16 protein-coding genes are annotated in these 19368 nt (G+C 61.3%); 9 read left to right on the top strand and 7 right to left on the bottom strand.

Features of this window, described 5'->3' with window-relative positions; all coding sequences use genetic code 11:
* Positions 1-120: 120 nt before the first annotated feature.
* Positions 121-1344, bottom strand: a complete 1224-nt coding sequence (locus ACEN8Q_RS08945) for an NADH:flavin oxidoreductase/NADH oxidase family protein (RefSeq protein WP_413423524.1) — start codon at positions 1342-1344, stop codon at positions 121-123.
* A gap of 76 nt (positions 1345-1420) precedes the next feature.
* Here ACEN8Q_RS08945 and ACEN8Q_RS08940 point away from each other — a divergent pair, with 76 nt between their 5' ends.
* Entirely contained in the window at positions 1421-1825 is a 405-nt protein-coding gene (locus tag ACEN8Q_RS08940) for a MerR family transcriptional regulator (RefSeq protein WP_413423522.1), read from the top strand.
* Between the two features lie 137 nt (positions 1826-1962).
* Here the strand turns inward: ACEN8Q_RS08940 and ACEN8Q_RS08935 are convergent, their stop codons facing one another.
* The 4 genes from ACEN8Q_RS08935 to wecB are packed head-to-tail and all read right to left on the bottom strand — an operon-like array spanning position 1963 to position 9357.
* A complete protein-coding gene (locus ACEN8Q_RS08935) occupies positions 1963-2871 on the bottom strand; it encodes a DUF4434 family protein (protein WP_413423520.1) in 909 nt (302 codons plus the stop codon).
* Positions 2871-6035 (bottom strand): NfrA family protein, encoded by a 3165-nt coding sequence (locus ACEN8Q_RS08930; protein WP_413705018.1) that lies wholly within the window; start codon positions 6033-6035, stop codon positions 2871-2873. The genes ACEN8Q_RS08935 and ACEN8Q_RS08930 overlap by 1 nt, the downstream gene beginning before the upstream one ends.
* The gene (gene nrfB, locus ACEN8Q_RS08925) at positions 6032-8206 is read right to left on the bottom strand and encodes a cyclic di-3',5'-guanylate-activated glycosyltransferase NrfB (protein ID WP_413423516.1); all 2175 of its coding nucleotides are present in this window, start codon (positions 8204-8206) and stop codon (positions 6032-6034) included. Before nrfB ends, ACEN8Q_RS08930 begins: the two co-directional genes overlap by 4 nt.
* On the bottom strand, positions 8203-9357 hold the full coding sequence (gene wecB / locus ACEN8Q_RS08920; RefSeq protein WP_413705017.1) for a non-hydrolyzing UDP-N-acetylglucosamine 2-epimerase: 1155 nt from the start codon (positions 9355-9357) through the stop codon (positions 8203-8205). The genes nrfB and wecB overlap by 4 nt, the downstream gene beginning before the upstream one ends.
* A 390-nt stretch (positions 9358-9747) precedes the next feature.
* Here wecB and ACEN8Q_RS08915 point away from each other — a divergent pair, with 390 nt between their 5' ends.
* The 8 genes from ACEN8Q_RS08915 (at position 9748) to ACEN8Q_RS08880 (ending at position 16349) form a co-directional block, all read left to right on the top strand.
* Positions 9748-10596, top strand: a complete 849-nt coding sequence (locus ACEN8Q_RS08915; RefSeq protein ID WP_413705016.1) for a transporter substrate-binding domain-containing protein — start codon at positions 9748-9750, stop codon at positions 10594-10596.
* 51 nt (positions 10597-10647) lie between these two features.
* Positions 10648-11310: an amino acid ABC transporter permease gene (locus tag ACEN8Q_RS08910; protein WP_008015908.1), complete on the top strand. Its 663-nt coding sequence runs from the start codon at positions 10648-10650 to the stop codon at positions 11308-11310.
* Positions 11311-11318: 8 nt separating this feature from the next.
* Positions 11319-11981 carry an amino acid ABC transporter permease gene (locus ACEN8Q_RS08905; protein WP_413423510.1) on the top strand — a complete coding sequence of 221 codons (663 nt, stop codon included), beginning with the start codon at positions 11319-11321 and terminating at the stop codon, positions 11979-11981.
* Positions 11978-12772, top strand: coding sequence for an amino acid ABC transporter ATP-binding protein (locus ACEN8Q_RS08900; protein ID WP_413423508.1), 795 nt, complete (start codon positions 11978-11980; stop codon positions 12770-12772). The genes ACEN8Q_RS08905 and ACEN8Q_RS08900 overlap by 4 nt, the downstream gene beginning before the upstream one ends.
* Before the next feature lie 29 nt (positions 12773-12801).
* On the top strand, positions 12802-13191 hold the full coding sequence (locus ACEN8Q_RS08895; protein WP_413705015.1) for a RidA family protein: 390 nt from the start codon (positions 12802-12804) through the stop codon (positions 13189-13191).
* A gap of 74 nt (positions 13192-13265) precedes the next feature.
* Entirely contained in the window at positions 13266-14030 is a 765-nt protein-coding gene (locus ACEN8Q_RS08890; protein WP_413423504.1) for an IclR family transcriptional regulator, read from the top strand.
* Between the two features lie 39 nt (positions 14031-14069).
* A complete protein-coding gene (locus ACEN8Q_RS08885; protein WP_413423502.1) occupies positions 14070-15287 on the top strand; it encodes an amino acid deaminase in 1218 nt (405 codons plus the stop codon).
* 129 nt (positions 15288-15416) lie between these two features.
* Positions 15417-16349 (top strand): sugar kinase, encoded by a 933-nt coding sequence (locus ACEN8Q_RS08880; RefSeq protein WP_413705014.1) that lies wholly within the window; start codon positions 15417-15419, stop codon positions 16347-16349.
* Positions 16350-16472: 123 nt separating this feature from the next.
* On the opposite strand, the gene ACEN8Q_RS08875 is transcribed toward ACEN8Q_RS08880, so the two are convergent.
* Positions 16473-16748: a peptidylprolyl isomerase gene (locus ACEN8Q_RS08875; RefSeq protein ID WP_007898282.1), complete on the bottom strand. Its 276-nt coding sequence runs from the start codon at positions 16746-16748 to the stop codon at positions 16473-16475.
* 67 nt (positions 16749-16815) lie between these two features.
* On the bottom strand, positions 16816-19353 hold the full coding sequence (locus ACEN8Q_RS08870; RefSeq protein WP_413423498.1) for a PAS domain S-box protein: 2538 nt from the start codon (positions 19351-19353) through the stop codon (positions 16816-16818).
* Positions 19354-19368: the final 15 nt, after the last annotated feature.

Here is a 19368-nt window from a genome sequence, read left to right as displayed (position 1 = left end):
ATCGCGGGCAAGCCCGCTCCCACAGGTTATTTGCCTTGCCTGAAACATTCGGTAGATGCCAAACCTTGTGGGAGCGGGCTTGCCCGCGAAAGCGGTGGGTCAGTCACCATCCATTTCGGATTACTTGCCCATCGCCTGCCGGTACTGCCGGGTACGCTTGCCAATGTACAGCTGGTCGAGAATCAACGCCCATAGCGCCGAGACTTCAGGCCGGGTTTTGCGCCCACGGCTCAAGCGATGCAGCTGGAACTTGACCACTGCCATGCTCGCCAGCGCTGCCAGGGGTTTACGCTTCCAGCGGATCGGCGGCAGTTGCGGATGGCTGTTCTGGCCTTCGCGCCAGTGTTTGACCAGTTGCGGTTCCACGGCCAGGGCGGTGCCGATGCCGGCCATGGCGAGGCCGCTGTCGAGGACCTGTTCGACGATTGCCAGACGCCGGATTCCGCCGGTCACCATCACCGGCATCCGCGCCACGCTGGCCAGTTCACCGGCCATTTCCAGAAAGTACGCCTCCCGTGCCAGGGTCCGGCCGTCGCGCGCTTCGCCCTGCATGGCCGGTGCTTCGTAACTGCCACCGGAGAGTTCCAGCAGGTCGATCGGTTGTTCGTTAAGCCACTGGATCACTTGCCGTGCATCATCGGCATCGAAACCACCGCGCTGGAAATCCGCTGAGTTGAGTTTTACCGATACACAGAATTGCGGCGACACCGCCTGGCGAACCGCCTCGACAACGGACAACAGCAGGCGCGCACGATTTTCCAGCGAACCGCCCCAATGATCGGTGCGCCGATTGGTGATCGGCGAAAGGAACTGGCTGATCAGGTAGCCATGGGCGGCGTGGATCTGCACACCGGTAAAGCCGGCTTTCTCCGCCAGTGCGGCGCTGGTGGCGAAGCGCCGGATCACCTCCTGGATGTCGTCCTCGCTCATGGGCTTGGGTTCGGCGAACATCTTCGAGAACTGGCCGAGATCCAGTGCAACCGCCGACGGCGCCAGAGCTTGCTGGCCAAGATTGGCCATGGTCTGGCGGCCAGGATGGTTGAGCTGCATCCAGAAGTGCGCACCGCCAGCCCGGCCGACAGTGGCCCACTGGCGAAAACGTTCCAGATGACGCTCGTCCTCCAGCGCTACACCACCGGGTCCGGTCATTGCACGGCGGTCGATCATTACATTGCCGGTCAGCAGCAAGCCGGCCTCGCCCTCGGCCCAGGCCTGGTACAGGCGAAACAGCGCCTGGTCGGGCACCTGATCGGTGTTGGCGAGGTTCTCTTCCATCGCGGCTTTGGCAATGCGATTACCGATGGTCTGGCCGTTGGGCAAATTCAAGGTTTGGAAGGGCGACATGCTTGACTCCTCGTAGTGATGAGCAGAGGCTAAGCTTAAAGTTAACTTTAATGTCAAGCAGGTAAATGAGATCCGTATGAAGATTGGTGAATTGGCACAGTTGAGCGGGCTGACCGCCTCGCGCATCCGTTTTTACGAGTCTCAGGGATTGATCCGGCAGGTCGAGCGTTCTGCCAACGGTTATCGGCGTTACTCGCAACAGGCGTTGCAAACCCTGCAAATCATCCAGTGTGCGCAACAAGCCGGTTTCAGCCTGGAGGAACTCAAGCAGTTACTGCCGGATAATCTGACGGGCGCGTTCAAGCACGATGAGTTGATGGCCGGCCTGCATCGCAAGATCGAGCAGATCGAAGAGATGCAACGGCACCTGGCCCATAGCAAGGCACAGTTGCTGGGCTGGATCGACACCATCCAGGCCCGGCCCGAAGGCATGAGTTGCGATGAAAATGCGGAACGGGTGATGACGTCATTCAAGCACTAGGTCGGGTCGGGATACGGGAGCGAGCCTGCTCGCGATTGGGTGGATCAGTTCATTGATGAAACGAATACCGACCCTTGCCCGTATGTTTTGACGCTTACAGGGCTTCATCGGCCTTGACCAGCGCCTGGTTCAGGGTGTCACCATCGAGTACCCGGGCCAGGCCGATGCTGATGGTTTTGTACATCGCCGACCTTGCTGTTGTGCTGGTTATCGAGGATCACCTTGCCCCACGGACGGTAGCGCAGGGAGAAAACCGATGTCAGGTGGCAACCCGGCGATGTCGATTGGGGGGGCATCGGTTCGGCGCGGAACGGTTGCCCGGCAGTGCTGACTTGCCGGAAGGCTTCCCTGACGATGCCAATGGAGCAGGGCAGAGCATTGGCGTAGCCGTTGCGAATCAAGAGTGGCAAACGTCCGGTGCCGGCGCCGTCCTGCCACCACACCTGAATTCCGGCGTTCGCCATTTCGCCCAGCCACTGACCATTGACTGGCGGCGCGAGTTTGCCGACGTTGAATACGCTGATGTGCAGCGGCGCGTCGAGTTTGCCGGAAAAGTCCTTGAGCTGGCGTTGCAGCGTTTGCCGGCGATCCAGCGGCAGAAAGTGCAGGTCATCCAGTTCCATGGGCAAATACCAGCCGCTGACCGGGAGTTTCCAGTCTTTGCGCAATTTCTGCTGTTGGGTCAGGGACTGCCCCAGTTGCGTCTGCCAGTACATTGCCAACCCGGCGCTGTCCAATTCATCGATGCGCTGGTAGTAGGCCGGGTCCATGCGCAGTCCCAGCACCAGTTTCAGGCCTTGGGCCTGGGCCAGTTTCAGGCTGTCGGCGAGCCAGCCGTTGGCACCGCCGAAGTCCGAATCACCGTAGGCCGTCCACTGCACGATCACCGTGTGCGCACCTTGGCGGGCGGTGTCTTGCCAGATTTGCTGCCATTGCGCCTGGCTCAGGTTGGCATCGACATTGAGTGGCTGATAGAAAATCCGCTCGTCAGCATGGCTCGCCACACCCCCCAGTAACAGGCAAAAAACCAAAAGAAATCGCCTCATCAGAAATTCAACTCCACGCCCACCAGCACACCGTTACCGCCTTCATACAGATTGCCGCCCAGCCATTGCTGATATTCGGTGCGCACCGACAGGTGTGCGCGATAGGCGTTGTAGTGGTCATCGTTGAACCACCATTGCCAACGCAAGCCCAACCCTGTGCGCAAGTCCTGGCGCCATTCGTTGCTCGGGTCCTGGGTGGCGAACTCGAGAAAACCGTACGGCATGAGGGTTTGCGCGCCGTTGAACGGCAGCTTCCAGGTGTGTCCCTGCTGGAAGCGTGACAGCCATTGATGCTCGCCGGCCTTGGTCCACCATGCCGCGTCAAGGTAGAGGAAGCGCTCTTCCCAATCGCTTTCATCGACCCGCCAATCGTTGCGCAATCGCCCCTGATCAAGGAACGACGCTGTTGTACGCAGCAGATAATCGGTGGTGGTGTGGCCGTCCTGACGATGATCGCTGACCTGATCGGAGAGTTTTTCCGGAACCAGCATTTGCCCAAGGCTCAGGCCGTGGTTGTCTTCAGCATCGAACTGGCTTTGTTTGTAGATCTCGCCGTAGAAGTTGATGTTGGCGGTGCCCCAGGGCTTGTAGCGCAGACCGACGCCGGTGCCGAGGGATTCGGCATAGCTTGACCGGCCCACACCACCGAGCAATACACGGCCGTAGACCGACAACGTGCTGCCGGCGCGGCTGGGTTCCTCGCCCAGCGCGTGGTCCCACATGGCCAGTTGCACGTTCTGCGAGCTGGAGCGGCGTTGCGTGCCGGTGCTGTCGTCGGGGCGCAGGATGTCGTTGGTCGATACCCCGGCCGGTGACCAGGTGCTGGCGATGGTGACGGAGTCGCGACGGGACAGGCTTTCGTGGGCGCGGCGCTGGCGATATCGACGCGCTTGCATGCTGCCATCCTCGTCATCGGTGGCTACCGGGTTCTGTTCCAGGTCGATCACCCGACGCAGTTCCTTGCGCGCCGAGGCGCTGTCTTCGACCTCGTCATAACGCCAGGCCAGGGTTTCGCCAAGGCGATAGTCCTCCGGGAAGTCCCGGGTGGCGCGTTGCAGGTACGGGATGGCTCGGGCGCGTTCTGCCTGGGTCCCGGCACCGGCCAGGCGCACGCCGTAGTCGGCGCGATAACGGGGGTTGTCCGGGGCGCGGCGCACGGCCTCGGCCAGCCATTCGGTACTTTGTTGCAGGTCGCCGGCCTTTTGCGCCGTGACCGAGGCCGCATAGAAATGCTCGGCATCCGGTACCAGCTGCAGGGCGGAACGCTGACGCTGTAGCGCGAGAGTGTGATCGCCCCGGGCATCGGCGATCGCCGCGCCCAACGCCCACTCATTGGCGCTGCGGGTGAGGCTTTGTTGCCAGTAGTGTTCGGCCGTTTGCGTGTCGCCGATGCTGAGGGCACCGCGGCTGGCAGTTAGGCGGGCATTGTCGCTGAGTTCGGCGTCCGGAAAACTGCGCCAGATGGCCAGGGCACCCGCCGAGTCTCCGCCAGCTTCCAGGGCGTAAGCCAGTGGCAAGCGACTGTTTTGGTCGCCCATTTTTTCGGCGGTCTGGTAATACACCACCGCTTCACCGGGGCGCTCGGGCATTGCACAACGGCCGAGGGCGCGGTAGTCGCCCGCGGCTTGCGGGAGATCGCCAATCGCCTGTTGAACAGCGTCGCACTGGCCGTTTTCCGCCAGTTGCGCGAGCAGTTGCCCGCGAGTGACGGGGTCGACGCGGTTGAGCAACGAAACGATGCGTTGCTGTTGTGCCGCGGTCGGCGTCGACGCGGCATATAACCCCGCCAACCGTTGTAGCAGGGCTGTTGGCAGCTTGCCGCCGTGATGGTCGTAGGCCGTTTCGAGTAACTGTTGCGCCTGTTCCTGTTGGCCGGCATTCAGCGCCAGATAGGTCGCCTGACCGAGCGAATCGAGGTTGCCGGTCTGCTGATAATGCCGCTCCCAGAAAGTCGCCGCTTCGCGGTTTCGACCCGAGGCCTGGAGCAGTTCGGCACGACGTTTCACCACGTCGGCGGTCTGCGGCTGGCCGGCGAGGTAGGCCATGATTTTGTCGCTGCGGCCCTCATTGTGCCAGACGTCGAGCAGGCGTTCGCGGCGGCGCGAGTCCCAGGGTTCCGGCAGGCGTGTCGCTTGCAACAGTTCGGTGGCTTGCAGGCGCTGGGCAAGGATCAGCCAGGTCTGCGGGTTTTCTTCGGGTTGGCAACTGTTCAGTTGGACGAGCGCAGCTTGTGGGTCGTGGCGGGACAACCACTCGGCCGTCTCAAGGCACGGACGCTGCAACTCGCCACTCAAGCGTTGCACCGTGGCGCTGTCGCCGGTCTGTCGCGCCAGTTCCCACAGGCGCTGGCGTTGCGCCGGATCGGCAAGGTCGGCAGGTGACAGCGACTGCATCCAGCGCTGCGCCTGCTGGACGTGGCCCGTGGCAATCGCCCGGTCGACCATGGCCAGTCGAACCTTGCGCGCCGCTTCCGGGCCAGGCGCTGTCTGCAGCAATTGCTGCAGGGGTTGCTCGTCGAGGCGTTGCACGTAGGCATTGGCCAGGCGTTGCCAGCCTTGATCATCGAGTTGTTGATTCGCGGCCAGGGGCGCCAGCTCTTTGATGGTGCCGTCCCAGTCGTGCAACTGTTCGGACCAATTGGCACGCGCCAGATGCAGAAGGCGCGCGTCACCTTTGGGCGGCAGTTGCGCCAGCCAGTCATGGGCTTTGGCCGCGCCGCCGTACCTGGCCAGGCTCAGGCTGTAGGCCTGCCACAAACGGATGCGCTGAGTGATGTCGCTGCTGGCGATCCACTGTTCCACCTGTTCGCTATCCGGCGGATCCTGTTCTATCCACGTCAGGCGCAGGTTGAGCAGGGCGTCGCTGTTGGCCGGATTGTCGGGCAGTGCCTGCACGGCGTCGTTGTAGCGTCGCTGTTTGACCAGCGATTGCACGAGCAGGGCCCGCGCTTCATCGTTTTCCGGCACGTTGCTCAGCAGGTGGCGCATCAGCCGTTCGACTTCCTTCCAGTTGCCGTTTTTCGCTTCGCGGTAACTGCGGTCCATATAGGGGTAACTGCGGAACCGATCGAAATCGGTCAAGGGTTCGGCTTGCACCCATGCCGTCGTGTTCAGGCAGAGCAACAGGCTACCGGCCATCAGGGTCTGACGATGGACAGGCTTCATGCAGCCTCCCGGGCAATGCAGTAGGCAGCGTGCTGCTCGCTCGTCTGATCGGCCAGGGCCTGTTCGAGGATTTCCTGTGTGATCATGCCGCGTTCAATCAAGTGTTCACCCAGAGACATTTTTTCCGCATCGAAATCGATCAGCGCCTGATTGAACAGGGTTGGCGGCACCATGCCACGTACTTGCAACAGATTGCCCAGCAACACTTGGTGATGGCTGACGCGCTCGATCAGGTCTTCGTCGTCCTGATGTTGCTCGAGCACCTCAAGCATCTGATGTACTTCCTCGCTTTGACGAGGGCTGGCGTACCAGTAGCGGATCCCCAGCGTAACCCGGCCTTGTGGTGCGAGGCGGCACCGCACCGGGCGTTTCAGTTGACGGCTGATGGCCCCCAGAGACACTTGGCTCACGGGACCTTCGGACGCCAACACCAGGGTTTCGTTGTCCTCGGCGACCGGCAGCACGCCGTAGTGCGTGGCGATTTTGCGTGGCACGGCGTCGATCAGGCGTTTGTCGAGCTTGAACGGATTGAGTGGGGCCCACTCAAGGTCCAGTTGTTCGGCCAGGGTTTGCACCAGTTGCGTGGTGTCGATGTGTCCGCGCAGCAGCAGTTCCTGACCCAGGCGCCGGCGTACCGGGTTGGTGATTGCGGCTTCGAGCTGATCTTCAGAGAGCAGGCCTTTTTCCACTAGTCGATGGCCCAGCGGGGTGCGTTGGGCCTCGGCCAGGGCCGGAAACTCATGAGTGGTCTTGTCCCAGGCGACGCGACGTGAATCGCCCATTTGCATCACCTGGCGCAGCGCCCGGAGGTTGGCGAAGAAGTTGACGAAATTGCTCCACATCATCCGGGGGGCCGACAGCAGTCCTTCGCCCAGACCGTAATAACGGGTGACAAACCATCCGCGCTGAAACAGCCGATTGAGCAGCATGAAGCCGTTGAGCCACAGCAGGGTCACCAACAACGTGGAGTCTGAGAGGATCGACGGGAACCGCCAGGCATTCGGCGTGATCACGGTGACCAGCCACATCGCCAGCAATACCACTAGCAGGATGTTCACCAGGAAACTCAACAGGTACGCAATCAGGCCACGGCGGTCACGCCACAGAAAATAATTGAGCAGGCCCTTGGGGCTCCAACCGAGGTTCTTGGTGCCCTGGAACACGATGCCAACGATCCATCGTGACTTCTGGCGGATCGCGTGCCGCAAATCCCGGGGGAAATGCTCGCGCACGCAGATCACCTGGGAAAACGCACGGTCCATCCCGAATACCCATGGCTGTTCCAGCGCCAGTTTCGGGTCGGTCACCGAGTAACGGGCGAAGATGCACTTCATGCCTTTTTGCTTGAGGCGAAAGCCGATGTCGTAGTCTTCGGTAAGACTCTGCACGTCGAAGGCAATACCGTCACCGTCCTCGAGCAGGGCAATGATGGCCTTGCGGCTGAAACAGGTGCCGACCCCGGCGCTGGGCACTTGCCCGGTCAATGCCTCGCGCACGATGACGTCCTTGCCGTGGTTCTCGGCGAACTCGTCGACGTAGTGCCCGGCGGTGAAGCCTTTCCATTCCGGGGCGTAGGGGTAGACCGGAATCTGGATCAGGTCCTTGGCCGGCAGCAGGTAGTTGAACAGACGCAATTCCATGGGCGAAATCACGTCCTCGGCATCATGCAGGATGAAGCCGGCGAACTGGATTTTCGCAGCGTTTTCAAAGCGCAGGATCGCGTCGATCACGTTGTTCAGGCAGTCAGCCTTGCTGGTCGGGCCGGGGCGCGCGCACACCACTTTGTGCACGTTGGGGTAGTGCAGGCACACCGCATCGACGTCGGCCTGGGTCTCGGCGTCGTTGGGGTAGGTGCCGACGAAAATCTGATAGTTCTCGTAGTCGATGGTCGAGGCGGCCAGGCGCGCCATTTCGCCGACCACGCCGACTTCGTTCCACGCCGGCACCATGATCGCCAGGGGTTTTTCGCCGATGGAATACAGCCGTTGCTCATCGGCGCGTTCGAATTTTTCATAGATCCGCCAGCGCCGGATCAGTTTGCGGGTCCAGTACACCAGGTCGATGAACAGATCATCGAGCCCAAGTATGAACATCAGCAGGGCCAGGATAATCGCGAGGTATTTGAGTCCGAACAACGCATAGGCAAAGAAGTCGACAAAAGCCAGGCTCATATGGCTTTACCCACCGCCGCACGGTGTTTCAGCCAGATGCCGAGGCGATTGGCAATGCGCTCGCTGGCGTGTCCGTCGCCATAAGGACTATGGACTCGGCTCATGCGCTGGAAGGTCGCGTGATCATCGAACAACAGGCTCGATTCCTTGACGATACGATCGGTGTCGGTGCCCACCAGCACCACCGTTCCGCCTTCGAGCGCCAATGGCCGCTCCGTGACATCGCGCAGCACCAACAGCGGTTTGCCAATGGCGGGGGCTTCCTCCTGGATGCCACCGGAATCGGTAAGAATGAAATACGCGCGGTCCATCAGCCAGACGAAATGCTGGTAATCCTGCGGTGCCACCAGATAGATATTGGGTTTGTCCGATAGCACGCTGTACACCGCGCTTTGCACCTGTGGATTGAGGTGCACCGGGTAAACGAATTGCACATCGGGATATCGTTCGGCGAGGGTGGCCAGGGCCAGGCAGATGTTGCGAAAACCGCCGCCGAAGTTCTCCCGGCGATGCCCGGTGATCAGCACCATGCGCCTGTTGTCGTCGAGCACGGCCAGCGGCGAGTCGGCGGCCGGGTGCCAGTGGATTTCCTGTTGGTGATTGCGCATCCATACCAGCGCATCAATCACCGTGTTACCGGTGACCTCAATGTTGGCCTTGGACACACCTTCGCGCAGCAAATTGTCTTCGTTATTGAGGGTCGGCACGAAATGCAGGTCGGCGATGACACCGGTCAGGCGCCGGTTCGCTTCCTCCGGCCAGGGTGCGCGCAAGTTGCCGGTACGCAACCCGGCCTCGACATGGCCGATGGGCAACTGGCGATTGAAGGCGGCGAGGGCGGCAATGAAGCTGGTGGTGGTGTCGCCGTGTACCAGCACGATATCCGGTTGCACCCGCTCGTAGGCTTTGTCGAGCTGCCCCAGCAGCTGTTCGGAGAGGCCGTTGAGGGTCTGGCCCTGGGTCATCACCTGCAAGTCTTCATCGACCGTCAGTTCAAACGAGTCGAGGACCTGCTTGAGCATTTCCCGGTGCTGGCCGGTGGAGCAGATGTTCAGGTCGATTCCGGGCCAGTTACGCAAGACCCGCGCCAGCGGTGCCATCTTGATAGCCTCCGGACGCGTGCCGAAAACCATCATGACTTTGAAGGACATGAACCTCTCCTGGGACTGCACACGCCGAAGCGACGCGGCTGTTGAGACCGATTATCACTGGAGCATTGAATAAAGCAGCCGGACGGGGGGTTGTCCAATGAGCGGCAGCGACTGGCAAATGTCCTGCCGTTTGCAGGGACTGCCCTGAGTTGGCTCATGGCGCGCCAGGTTGTGAACCAGATACCCGCCCTTTGTAGCCAACGGTAGCGGTCGGGGTTCTGTGCATTTGGTAGCGTTTTTTCCTGATTGTACGCATCCCCCTGATTCAAAACAAATTTCAATCCCCCTCACATTCCCTCCACATCCTGTGGCACACTTTCTGCTGTCTATTCCGTTGTTACATACCAAGTTCCGGTATAGCGGAATAAACATCACCCTGGAGTGCTTGCCATGCATCGCCGACCTTCGTTATTCAAAGCGTGTGTTTTTCTTTTCGCGGCATCCGCCGCTGCCATGGGCGTGGCTCAGGCGGCGGACAGTAAGCTCGACAGTGTTCTGGCCCGCGGCAAACTGATTGTAGGCACCGGCAGTACCAATGCGCCTTGGCACTTCCAGGGCGCGGATGGCAAGTTGCAAGGCTTTGATATTGATATCGGGCGCATGGTGGCCAAGGGGTTGTTCAACGATCCGGGCAAAGTCGAGTTCGTGGTGCAGTCGTCCGACGCGCGTATCCCCAACCTGCTGACTGACAAAGTCGACATGAGCTGCCAGTTCATCACTGTGACGGCCAGCCGTGCCCAGCAAGTGGCGTTCACCCTGCCGTACTACCGCGAAGGCGTCGGCCTGCTGCTGCCGGCCAACAGCAAGTACAAGGAAATCGACGACATGCAGGCCGCTGGCAGTGGCCTGACCGTGGCGGTGCTGCAAAACGTCTATGCCGAAGAACTGGTGCATCAGGCGCTGCCCAAGGCCAAGGTCGATCAGTACGACAGCGTGGACCTGATGTATCAGGCCGTGAACTCCGGCCGCGCCGACGCGGCGGCCACCGACCAGTCTTCGGTGAAATACCTGATGGTGCAGAACCCTGGCCGCTATCGCAGCCCGGCTTACGCCTGGAGCCCGCAGACCTATGCGTGCGCGGTCAAGCGCGGCGACCAGGACTGGCTGAACTTCGTCAACACCACACTGCATGAGGCCATGACCGGCGTTGAGTTCCCGACTTACGCGGCATCGTTCAAGCAGTGGTTCGGTGTCGATCTGCCTTCGCCGGCGATTGGCTTTCCCGTCGAATTCAAATGACTCCGTGAGAGTGGGGCGCCGCCGAGCGCCCCGCTCAAGGTACTGCTGACCATGAACTATCAGTTGAATTTTGCCGCCGTCTGGCGCGATTTCGACACCTTGCTGGCGGGGCTCGGTCTGGGCCTCGAACTGGCCCTGGTGTCGATCGCCATCGGCTGCGTGATTGGCCTGATGATGGCGTTTGCTTTGCTGTCGAAGCACCGCGCATTGCGGGTGCTGGCGTCGGTGTATGTCACGGTGATCCGTAATACGCCGATCCTGGTGTTGATTCTGTTGATCTACTTTGCGTTGCCGAGCCTGGGCATTCGTCTGGACAAGATTCCATCGTTCATCATCACCCTGTCGCTGTATGCCGGGGCCTACCTGACCGAAGTGTTCCGCGGCGGTCTGCTGAGCATTCCCAAGGGCCAGCGTGAAGCCGGCCTGGCCATTGGCCTCGGCGAATGGCAGGTCAAGGCCTACGTCACCGTGCCGGTGATGCTGCGCAATGTGTTGCCGGCGCTGTCGAACAACTTCATTTCGCTGTTCAAGGACACCTCGCTGGCGGCGGCAATCGCCGTACCGGAGCTGACCTATTACGCGCGCAAGATCAATGTCGAAAGCTACCGGGTGATTGAAACCTGGCTGGTGACCACGGCGCTCTATGTGGCGGCCTGTTACCTCATTGCCATGATGCTGCGTTACCTCGAGCAGCGTCTGGCGATTCGCCGATAGGAGGCTCCATGTACGAATCCCCCAGTTGGTTGCATGAGTTGTGGGTGGCGCGCGAAGTGCTGTGGCAAGGCTTTGTGACCAGTGTCCAGGTGTCGGTGCTGGCGATTTTGCTCGGCACGCTCGTTGGCGTCGTCGCCGGTCTGGTACTGACCTACGGCAAATTCTGGATGCGCGCACCGTTTCGTTTTTATGTCGATGTGATTCGCGGCACGCCAGTGTTCGTGCTGGTGTTGGCGTGCTTCTACATGGCGCCGGCACTCGGCTGGCAGATCAGCGCGTTCCAGGCTGGTGCACTGGGGTTGACGCTGTTCTGCGGCTCCCACGTCGCCGAGATCGTGCGCGGTGCGTTGCAGGCCTTGCCGCGCGGGCAAATGGAGGCGAGCAAGGCCATCGGCCTGACGTTCTTCCAGGCCCTCGGGTACGTGCTGTTGCCCCAGGCGTTGCGGCAGATCCTGCCGACCTGGGTCAATTCGTCTACCGAGATCGTCAAGGCCTCGACCCTGTTGTCGGTGATCGGTGTGGCGGAATTGCTGCTCAGTACCCAGCAGATCATTGCCCGGACCTTCATGACCCTGGAGTTTTACCTGTTCGCCGGTTTCCTGTTCTTCGTCATCAACTACGGCATCGAGTTACTCGGCCGGCACATTGAAAAGCGGGTGGCTTTGCCATGACTCAGACTCAATCCAATGCACAAAACGGCCAACCGCTGCTGGACATTCGCGGCCTGCACAAGCGCTACGACCAGCTCGAAGTGCTCAAGGGCGTCGACCTGACCATGCAGCGCGGCAACGTGGTGACACTGATCGGCTCCAGCGGCTCGGGCAAGACCACGCTGCTGCGCTGCGTGAACATGCTTGAAGAATTCCAGGGCGGGCAGATCCTGCTTGACGGTGAATCCATCGGTTATGACGAGGTCAACGGCAAACGCATTCGCCACCCGGAAAAGGTCATTGCCCGTCATCGCGCCATGACCGGCATGGCGTTCCAGCAGTTCAACCTGTTTCCGCACCTGACCGCGTTGCAGAACGTCACCCTGGGACTGCTCAAGGTCAAGAAGCTGCACAAGGACGAGGCGGTGGCCCTGGCCGAGAAATGGCTGGAGCGTGTCGGCCTGCTGGAACGGCGCGATCACTTTCCTGGTCAGTTGTCTGGCGGTCAGCAGCAGCGCGTGGCGATAGCCCGGGCGATTGCAATGAACCCGAGCCTGATGCTGTTCGACGAAGTGACCTCAGCGCTGGACCCGGAGCTGGTCAGCGAAGTGCTCAATGTGATCAAGGGCCTGGCGGATGATGGCATGACCATGCTGTTGGTGACCCACGAAATGCGCTTCGCCTTCGAGGTGTCGGACAAGATCGTTTTCATGAATCAGGGGCGAATCGAAGAGCAGGGGCCACCCAAGGACCTGTTCGAACGCCCGCAATCGCCACGACTGGCGGAATTCCTCAAAAGCACACGTTTTTGATCCTTTGATTTCAATCAGGAGAAACACCCATGAGCATTACTCGTTACGGCACCGGCAGCTCCGCCGCTGGCGGCACGCCTCGTCCTTTCGCCCGCGCCGTTGAAGCCGACGGCTGGTTGCACGTCTCCGGCCAGGTGCCGGCGGTGGATGGCGAGATCATTGTTGGCGGCATCGTCGAACAGACCCACCAGGCCATGAAGAACCTGATCGCGATTCTCGAAGAGGCCGGTTTCGGCCTGGAAGATGTGGTGCGTGCTGGTGTGTGGCTGGAGGATCCGCGGGATTTCACCAGTTTCAACAAGGTCTTCTCCGAGTACTTCAAGCCCGAACATGCCCCGGCCCGTGCCTGCGTGCAGGCGAACATGATGGTCGACTGCAAGGTCGAGATCGACTGCATTGCGTACAAGAAAAAGGCCTGAACCGAGGTGGCTTCATCGCTGGCAAGCCAGCTCCTACAGGTAAACTCCCGGCACTTTGAATGGGAACCACTGAAATGACCGAAGACACCATCAAGCGCCGGGCACGCGGTCTGGACCGGGCGTTCGATATCCTCGATTTCCTCAAGGAGATCGGCCAGCCCCTGCGCCCGAACGACATCGCCAACGGCATCGGCAGCCCCAAATCCACGGTCTACGAACTGGTGGCCTCGCTACTGGAACGGCGGATCCTGGAGCCGGTGGGCAAGGACGGTCATGTCTACCTCGGTCGTCAGTTGTACTTTCTCGGCCAGGCGCATTTGCGCCATTTCGACCTCACCCGCGAGGCCGATCACGCCTTGCAGGAAATCGTCAGCCAGACCCGTGAAACGGCGCAGATGTGCCTGCTCAACGGGCGCAAATACACCGTTGCGCTGATGAAGGAGGGGGAACGGCATTTCCGCATTTCCTCGGACATCGGCGAAAACGCGCCCATCCCCTGGACCGCATCCGGGCGCCTGTTGCTGGCGCACTTGAGCGACCAGGAAATCGTCGACCTGATCGACCACGACGACTTCATCCTGCCCGACGGCGAGCGTCTGCCGCTTGAGCAGTTCCTCAAGGAAATCCGTCAGGCCGGTATCGATGGTTTCTTTTCTTTCGATAGCGTCGCCGACACCTTTACCCATTGCTTCGCCGCGCCGGTCAAAGACCCCGGCGGCGTGGCCATCGCGACCCTGTGCATCGTCGCCCCCAGGGCCGATGCCAGGAACAACTACAACGAATATCGCCGGGTGCTGATCGAAAGCGCCAACAGCCTGGCCCGTCGCATCAACGAATAACAGCGGCTGCCTGCGGCCGCGTGAACGAGGAGTTCGACCATGTCTACTGCCCCCAATACAGCCAACGTGGATAAAGGCGCAGCCCCGATCGGTGCCAGCCTGGTGCGTGACGTCAGCCTGCCCGCGCTGGTACTGCACCGCGAGGCGCTGGAGCACAACATCCGCTGGATGCAGGCGTTCGTCAGTCACAGCGGTGCAGAGCTGGCGCCCCATGGCAAGACCAGCATGACCCCGGCATTGTTCCGTCGCCAACTGGACGCCGGTGCCTGGGGCATCACCCTGGCCAGTGCCACACAAACCCGTGCGGCCTACGCCCATGGCGTGCGTCGTGTGCTGATGGCCAACCAGTTGGTCGGCACACCGAACATGGCGCTGATCGCCGACCTGCTGGTCGATCCGACGTTCGACTTCTATTGCATGGTCGACCATCCGGACAACGTCGCCGACCTCGGCACCTATTTCGCCTCCCGCGGCGTGCGCCTCAACGTCATGATCGAATACGGCGTGGTCGGTGGTCGATGCGGTTGTCGCAGTGAGCAGGAGGTGCTGGATCTGGCCAAGGCCATCGCCGCACAACCGGCCCTGGCCCTGACCGGGATCGAAGGCTACGAAGGGGTGATTCATGGCGATCATGCCGTGACCGGTATTCGCGATTTCGCCGCGTCACTGGTGCGTCTGGCGGTGCAGTTGCAGGACAGCGGCGCGTTCGCCATTGCCAAGCCGATCATTACGGCATCGGGCTCGGCCTGGTACGACCTGATTGCCGAGTCCTTCGAAGCGCAGAACGCTGGTGGACGTTTCCTCAGCGTGTTGCGTCCCGGCAGTTATGTGGCTCACGATCATGGCATCTACAAGGAAGCTCAGTGCTGTGTGCTCGACCGGCGCAGCGACCTGCACGAAGGCCTGCGTCCGGCGCTGGAAGTGTGGGCGCACGTGCAGTCGTTGCCCGAACCCGGGTTTGCGGTGATTGCCCTGGGTAAACGCGACGTGGCCTATGACGCCGGTTTGCCGGTGCCGTTGCTGCGTTACAAGGCTGGCGTGGTGCCAGCTGTTGGCGATGATGTGAGTGCCTGCAAAGTCACCGCTGTGATGGACCAGCATGCGTTCATGACCGTGGCGCCTGGGGTTGATCTGCGGGTGGGCGACATCATTTCGTTCGGCACTTCGCACCCGTGCCTGACGTTCGACAAGTGGCGCATCGGCTGTCTGGTGGACGAGCAACTGAACGTCATCGAGACCATGGAAACCTGTTTCTAAGGCTTGAGAACGAGGCGCTCCGTTCGCGAGCAAGCCCGCTCCCACAGGGTTTTGTGTACACCGAAGATCCAATGTGGGAGCGGGCTTGCTCGCGAAGAGGCCCTACCAGACAAAAAGAGAAATCCGCGTATGAACACCATCAACACCCTCGGCCCCGACACCCCACGCATCGCCCTGATCGGCGAGTGCATGATCGAGTTGCAGCATCGCGCCGACGGCAGCCTGCAACAGAGCTTCGGTGGCGACACCTTGAACACGGCGGTGTACCTGTCCCGGGAACTGGGGGCGAACGGCATCGTGGACTACGTCACCGCCTTGGGCGATGACAGTTTCAGCGATGCGATGTGCCGCAGTTGGGCGGCGGAAAACATCGGGCTCGGCATGGTTCAGCGCTTGCCCGGGCGTCTGCCGGGTTTGTATTGCATCCAGACTGACGCGGCGGGTGAGCGGCGCTTCCTGTACTGGCGCAATGAAGCGGCGGTTCGCGATTGCTTCACTACGCCGGCCGCCGAGCCGATCCTGGCGGCGCTGCCGGATTATGACGTGCTGTACTTCAGCGGCATCACCCTGGCGGTGCTCGGCGAGCAAGGCCGGGGAAAACTGCTGGAAACCCTGATCGAAGCGCGCCAGCGTGATGCGCGAATCGTGTTCGACAACAACTACCGGCCACGGCTGTGGGCCTCGGTCGAGGACGCCCGGGCGGCGTATCGCCGAGTGCTGGCGTATGTCGACCTGGCGTTGCTGACACTGGATGACGAACAGGCGTTGTTCGGTTATGCCGATTGTGACGCGGTGTTTGCCGCGTATGAGCAGATCGGTACGCCGGAGGTGGTGCTCAAGCGCGGTGCTGAAGCGTGCCTGATTCGTTGTACGGGCGAGTCGTTCGAGGTGCCGGCGCAGAAAGTCGAGCGGGTGGTGGACACCACGGCGGCGGGGGATTCGTTCAGTGCGGCGTATCTGGCCTCGCGGCTGAAGGGTGGGAGTCCGGTGGAGGCGGCTGAAGCGGGACATCGGTTGGCGAGCCGGGTGATTCAGCTGCCGGGGGCGTTGATTCCGAAGTAAGCGTTGAATGGCCGCTGGCTGCGCCATCGGTTCGCGAGCAAGCCCGCTCCCACATGGATCCTCAGTGTTCACACGACCTGTGGGAGCGGGCTTGCTCGCGAAGAGGCCCTCAAGCCAAATGCATCAATCCCGGTAGAACACCTGCACCAGGTGATACCCGAACTTGCTCTTGATCGGCCCATGGACCACCCGCAGCGGCTTCTTGAAGATCACCGCGTCGATCACGCCGACCATCTGCCCCGGCCGCACTTCGCCGAGGTCACCGCCGCGCTTGCCCGATGGGCAGGTCGAATACTTCTTGGCCAGCACATCAAACGCTTCACCCTTGGCGATGCGTTGTTTGAGCTGCTCGGCTTCTTCCGAGGTTTTCACCAGAATATGGCGGGCTTGAGCTTTCATGTGGCGGTTACCTTGCAACGGTGGTGGCTATGTGGATGCCAGCGGGGGCGCGCGATTATGCCCCAACTCAGTCCGGTTGACCGATCATCGTGCGAATCTTGTTGGCCAGCAGGTCGATGGAAAACGGTTTGCTCACCATGTCCATGCCTTCTTCCAGGAATCCCTGGCGCTCGGCGGCGATCTCCGCGTAACCGGTCATGAACAGCACTTTCAGTCCGGGGCGATGCTGGCGGGCGATTTCTGCCAGTTGTCGGCCGTTCATGCCGGGCAATCCCACGTCGGTCACCAGCAGGTCCACCCGCAGGTCTGACTCCAGTACCGGCAGGGCGCCCCTGGCATCTTCGGCTTCATGGGCGCGATAACCGAGCTCCTTGAGCAGGTCCAGTACCAGCATGCGTACCGCCGCATCGTCCTCGACCAGCATCACGGTTTCGCCGGCAATCGCCGCCGGTGCCTCGCCGACGACGGGTGACAGGACCTTTTCCGGCTCGATCGAGTGCAGGCGCGGCAGGTACAAGCGCACGCTGGTGCCCCGACCGGGCAGGCTGAACAGACTGACGTGGCCCCCCGATTGCTGGGCGAAGCCGTAAATCATCGACAAGCCCAATCCGGTGCCCTGGCCGATGGGTTTGGTGGTGAAGAACGGGTCGAATGCCTTGGCCAGCACCGAGGGCGTCATGCCGGTGCCGTTGTCACTGACGGCAATCATCACGTAGTCACCGGCCTTGACCGGTTCCAGAGTCGTGAGGTCACTGCCGTCGAGGTACACGTTGGCCGTTTCGATCTGCAACTCACCGCCCTCGTGCATGGCGTCCCGGGCGTTGATCACCAGGTTGAGCAAGGCGTTTTCCAGCTGGCTGACATCGGTGTTGACCCGCCAGACGTTCTCGGCCAATTGCAGTTTGAGTTCGATGTGGTCGCCCTTGGTGCGACTGAGCAGCTCTTCGAGCGAATGAATCAGCTCGTTGGGATTCAGCGGCTTGCGGTTGAGCGATTGACGCCGAGAGAATGCCAGCAAGCGATGGGTGAGCGCGGCGGCACGGTTGGCCGAAGACACGGCCGCCTCGGTGAATCGGCCGATCTCGCTGAAACGCCCGTCGGCGATGTAGCGTTGCATCAGGTCGAGGCTGCCAATGATACCGGTGAGCATGTTGTTGAAGTCATGGGCGATGCCGCCGGTCAGCTGGCCGACCGCTTCCATTTTCTGGGCGTGGCGCAAGGCGTCTTCGGCGCGCTCACGCTCGAACATCTCGTTTTGCAAACGCTCGTTGGCCTCGGCCAGTTGCCGGGTGCGGGCGGCAACCCGTTCCTCAAGGGTTTCGTTCAGGTTGCGCAAGGCTTCTTCGGTCTTTTTGCGTTCGGTTTCGTCGATCACGAAGATGTAGAAGCCGTTCACCGCGCCGTCCGCACCGTGGCGTGGCAGGTAATTCATCAAGGCCTGGCGGATGCTGCCGTCGCGGTGTGGCGTGCTGATGCTGAAACAGCAGGGCCGGCCGGACAGCGCCTCGGTGATGTACGGGGCGCGCAGCGCATAGGCTTCTTCGCCGAGCACTTCAAGAATGGTTCGCCCGTAAAGCTCTTGCGGCGTCAGCCCGTACCAGTCGAGGTACGCCGAATTGTTCAGGCGAAAGCGTTCTTCGCGGTCGACGTAGCTGATCAGGATCGGCATGGCGTTGATGATCAGTTGCAACTCAGTTTGGCTTTGGCGCAGAGCCTGTTCGGTATGTTTGCGTTCGGTCAGGTCCAGGGCGGCGCCGAGGAAACGGGTCGGCCGGCCGTGGTGATCCTTGTAACAGCGACCGCGGGCAAACACCCAGCGCATCTGGCCGTCGGATTGCAGCAGGCGATATTCCTCGGCGTATTCGCTGCCGTGGGTGATGCAATGCTTGATGCTGCGGGCGATCAGGGCACGGTCTTGCGGATGTACGCCATGCAGGTACTCACTGATCGGCAACTGGTTGGCCATGGCCGGGTCGATGCCGTGCAACTGGGCAAAATGCGCATCGGCGATGAAACGGTCCTCGCTGATGTCCCAGTCCCAGGTACCGACCGCATCGGTGGCGGCGAGGGCCAGTTGCAGGCGCTCCTCGGTTTCACGTTGGGCCTTGAGGCTGGCCGCCGAGCGCTGTTCGAGCTCGAGGGCGATGCGCCGGCGTTCGTTGGTTTCGATGGCGGTGACCAGAATCCCGGCCACCTCGGCACTTTCGTCGCGGATCGGGCTGTAGGTCAGGTCGAGCCAGAAGTCGGACTCCCGCCCGTCACGTTGCAGGGTAAAGCGTTGTTCGCTGTAGGTTCGTACCTGACCCTGCAGGACGGCGCGGTAAATCGGGTCGGTAAAGTCTTTCAACTCAGGCCAGATCAGGTGTGCCGGTTGTCCGAAAGCATGTGGATGTTTGTTTCCGGCGAGCAGGGCGAAGCCGTCGTTGTAGATCTGCGTCAGTTGCGGGCCCCAAAGCAGCAGCATTGGCATCGGTGAGTGAATGACGATGTCCACGGCGGTTCGCAGGCTCTGTGGCCAGGTGCTGGCAGCGCCCAGCGGACTGTTTGCCCAGTCGAGCCGGGCTATCAGGGCCTGGGCATCACTGCCGGTCGGTATTGCGTTCATCAAGGAGTCCTGCGC

This window comes from Pseudomonas sp. Pseusp16 (genome assembly GCF_047324915.1).
In the GTDB taxonomy this organism is placed as follows: domain Bacteria; phylum Pseudomonadota; class Gammaproteobacteria; order Pseudomonadales; family Pseudomonadaceae; genus Aquipseudomonas; species Aquipseudomonas fluorescens_CD.
The sequence above is the reverse complement of the archived record's forward strand: the minus strand, read 5'-3'. Positions and strand labels throughout refer to the sequence as shown.

What these genes read in the sequence shown, in the direction of transcription:
- ACEN8Q_RS08945 (WP_413423524.1), bottom strand. Translation starts at nt 1,344, where the DNA reads ATGTCGCCCTTCCAAACCTTGAATTTGCCCAACGGCCAGACCATCGGT.
- ACEN8Q_RS08940 (WP_413423522.1), top strand. Translation starts at nt 1,421, where the DNA reads ATGAAGATTGGTGAATTGGCACAGTTGAGCGGGCTGACCGCCTCGCGC.
- ACEN8Q_RS08935 (WP_413423520.1), bottom strand. Translation starts at nt 2,871, where the DNA reads ATGAGGCGATTTCTTTTGGTTTTTTGCCTGTTACTGGGGGGTGTGGCG.
- ACEN8Q_RS08930 (WP_413705018.1), bottom strand. Translation starts at nt 6,035, where the DNA reads ATGAAGCCTGTCCATCGTCAGACCCTGATGGCCGGTAGCCTGTTGCTC.
- nrfB (WP_413423516.1), bottom strand. Translation starts at nt 8,206, where the DNA reads ATGAGCCTGGCTTTTGTCGACTTCTTTGCCTATGCGTTGTTCGGACTC.
- wecB (WP_413705017.1), bottom strand. Translation starts at nt 9,357, where the DNA reads ATGTCCTTCAAAGTCATGATGGTTTTCGGCACGCGTCCGGAGGCTATC.
- ACEN8Q_RS08915 (WP_413705016.1), top strand. Translation starts at nt 9,748, where the DNA reads ATGCATCGCCGACCTTCGTTATTCAAAGCGTGTGTTTTTCTTTTCGCG.
- ACEN8Q_RS08910 (WP_008015908.1), top strand. Translation starts at nt 10,648, where the DNA reads ATGAACTATCAGTTGAATTTTGCCGCCGTCTGGCGCGATTTCGACACC.
- ACEN8Q_RS08905 (WP_413423510.1), top strand. Translation starts at nt 11,319, where the DNA reads ATGTACGAATCCCCCAGTTGGTTGCATGAGTTGTGGGTGGCGCGCGAA.
- ACEN8Q_RS08900 (WP_413423508.1), top strand. Translation starts at nt 11,978, where the DNA reads ATGACTCAGACTCAATCCAATGCACAAAACGGCCAACCGCTGCTGGAC.
- ACEN8Q_RS08895 (WP_413705015.1), top strand. Translation starts at nt 12,802, where the DNA reads ATGAGCATTACTCGTTACGGCACCGGCAGCTCCGCCGCTGGCGGCACG.
- ACEN8Q_RS08890 (WP_413423504.1), top strand. Translation starts at nt 13,266, where the DNA reads ATGACCGAAGACACCATCAAGCGCCGGGCACGCGGTCTGGACCGGGCG.
- ACEN8Q_RS08885 (WP_413423502.1), top strand. Translation starts at nt 14,070, where the DNA reads ATGTCTACTGCCCCCAATACAGCCAACGTGGATAAAGGCGCAGCCCCG.
- ACEN8Q_RS08880 (WP_413705014.1), top strand. Translation starts at nt 15,417, where the DNA reads ATGAACACCATCAACACCCTCGGCCCCGACACCCCACGCATCGCCCTG.
- ACEN8Q_RS08875 (WP_007898282.1), bottom strand. Translation starts at nt 16,748, where the DNA reads ATGAAAGCTCAAGCCCGCCATATTCTGGTGAAAACCTCGGAAGAAGCC.
- ACEN8Q_RS08870 (WP_413423498.1), bottom strand. Translation starts at nt 19,353, where the DNA reads ATGAACGCAATACCGACCGGCAGTGATGCCCAGGCCCTGATAGCCCGG.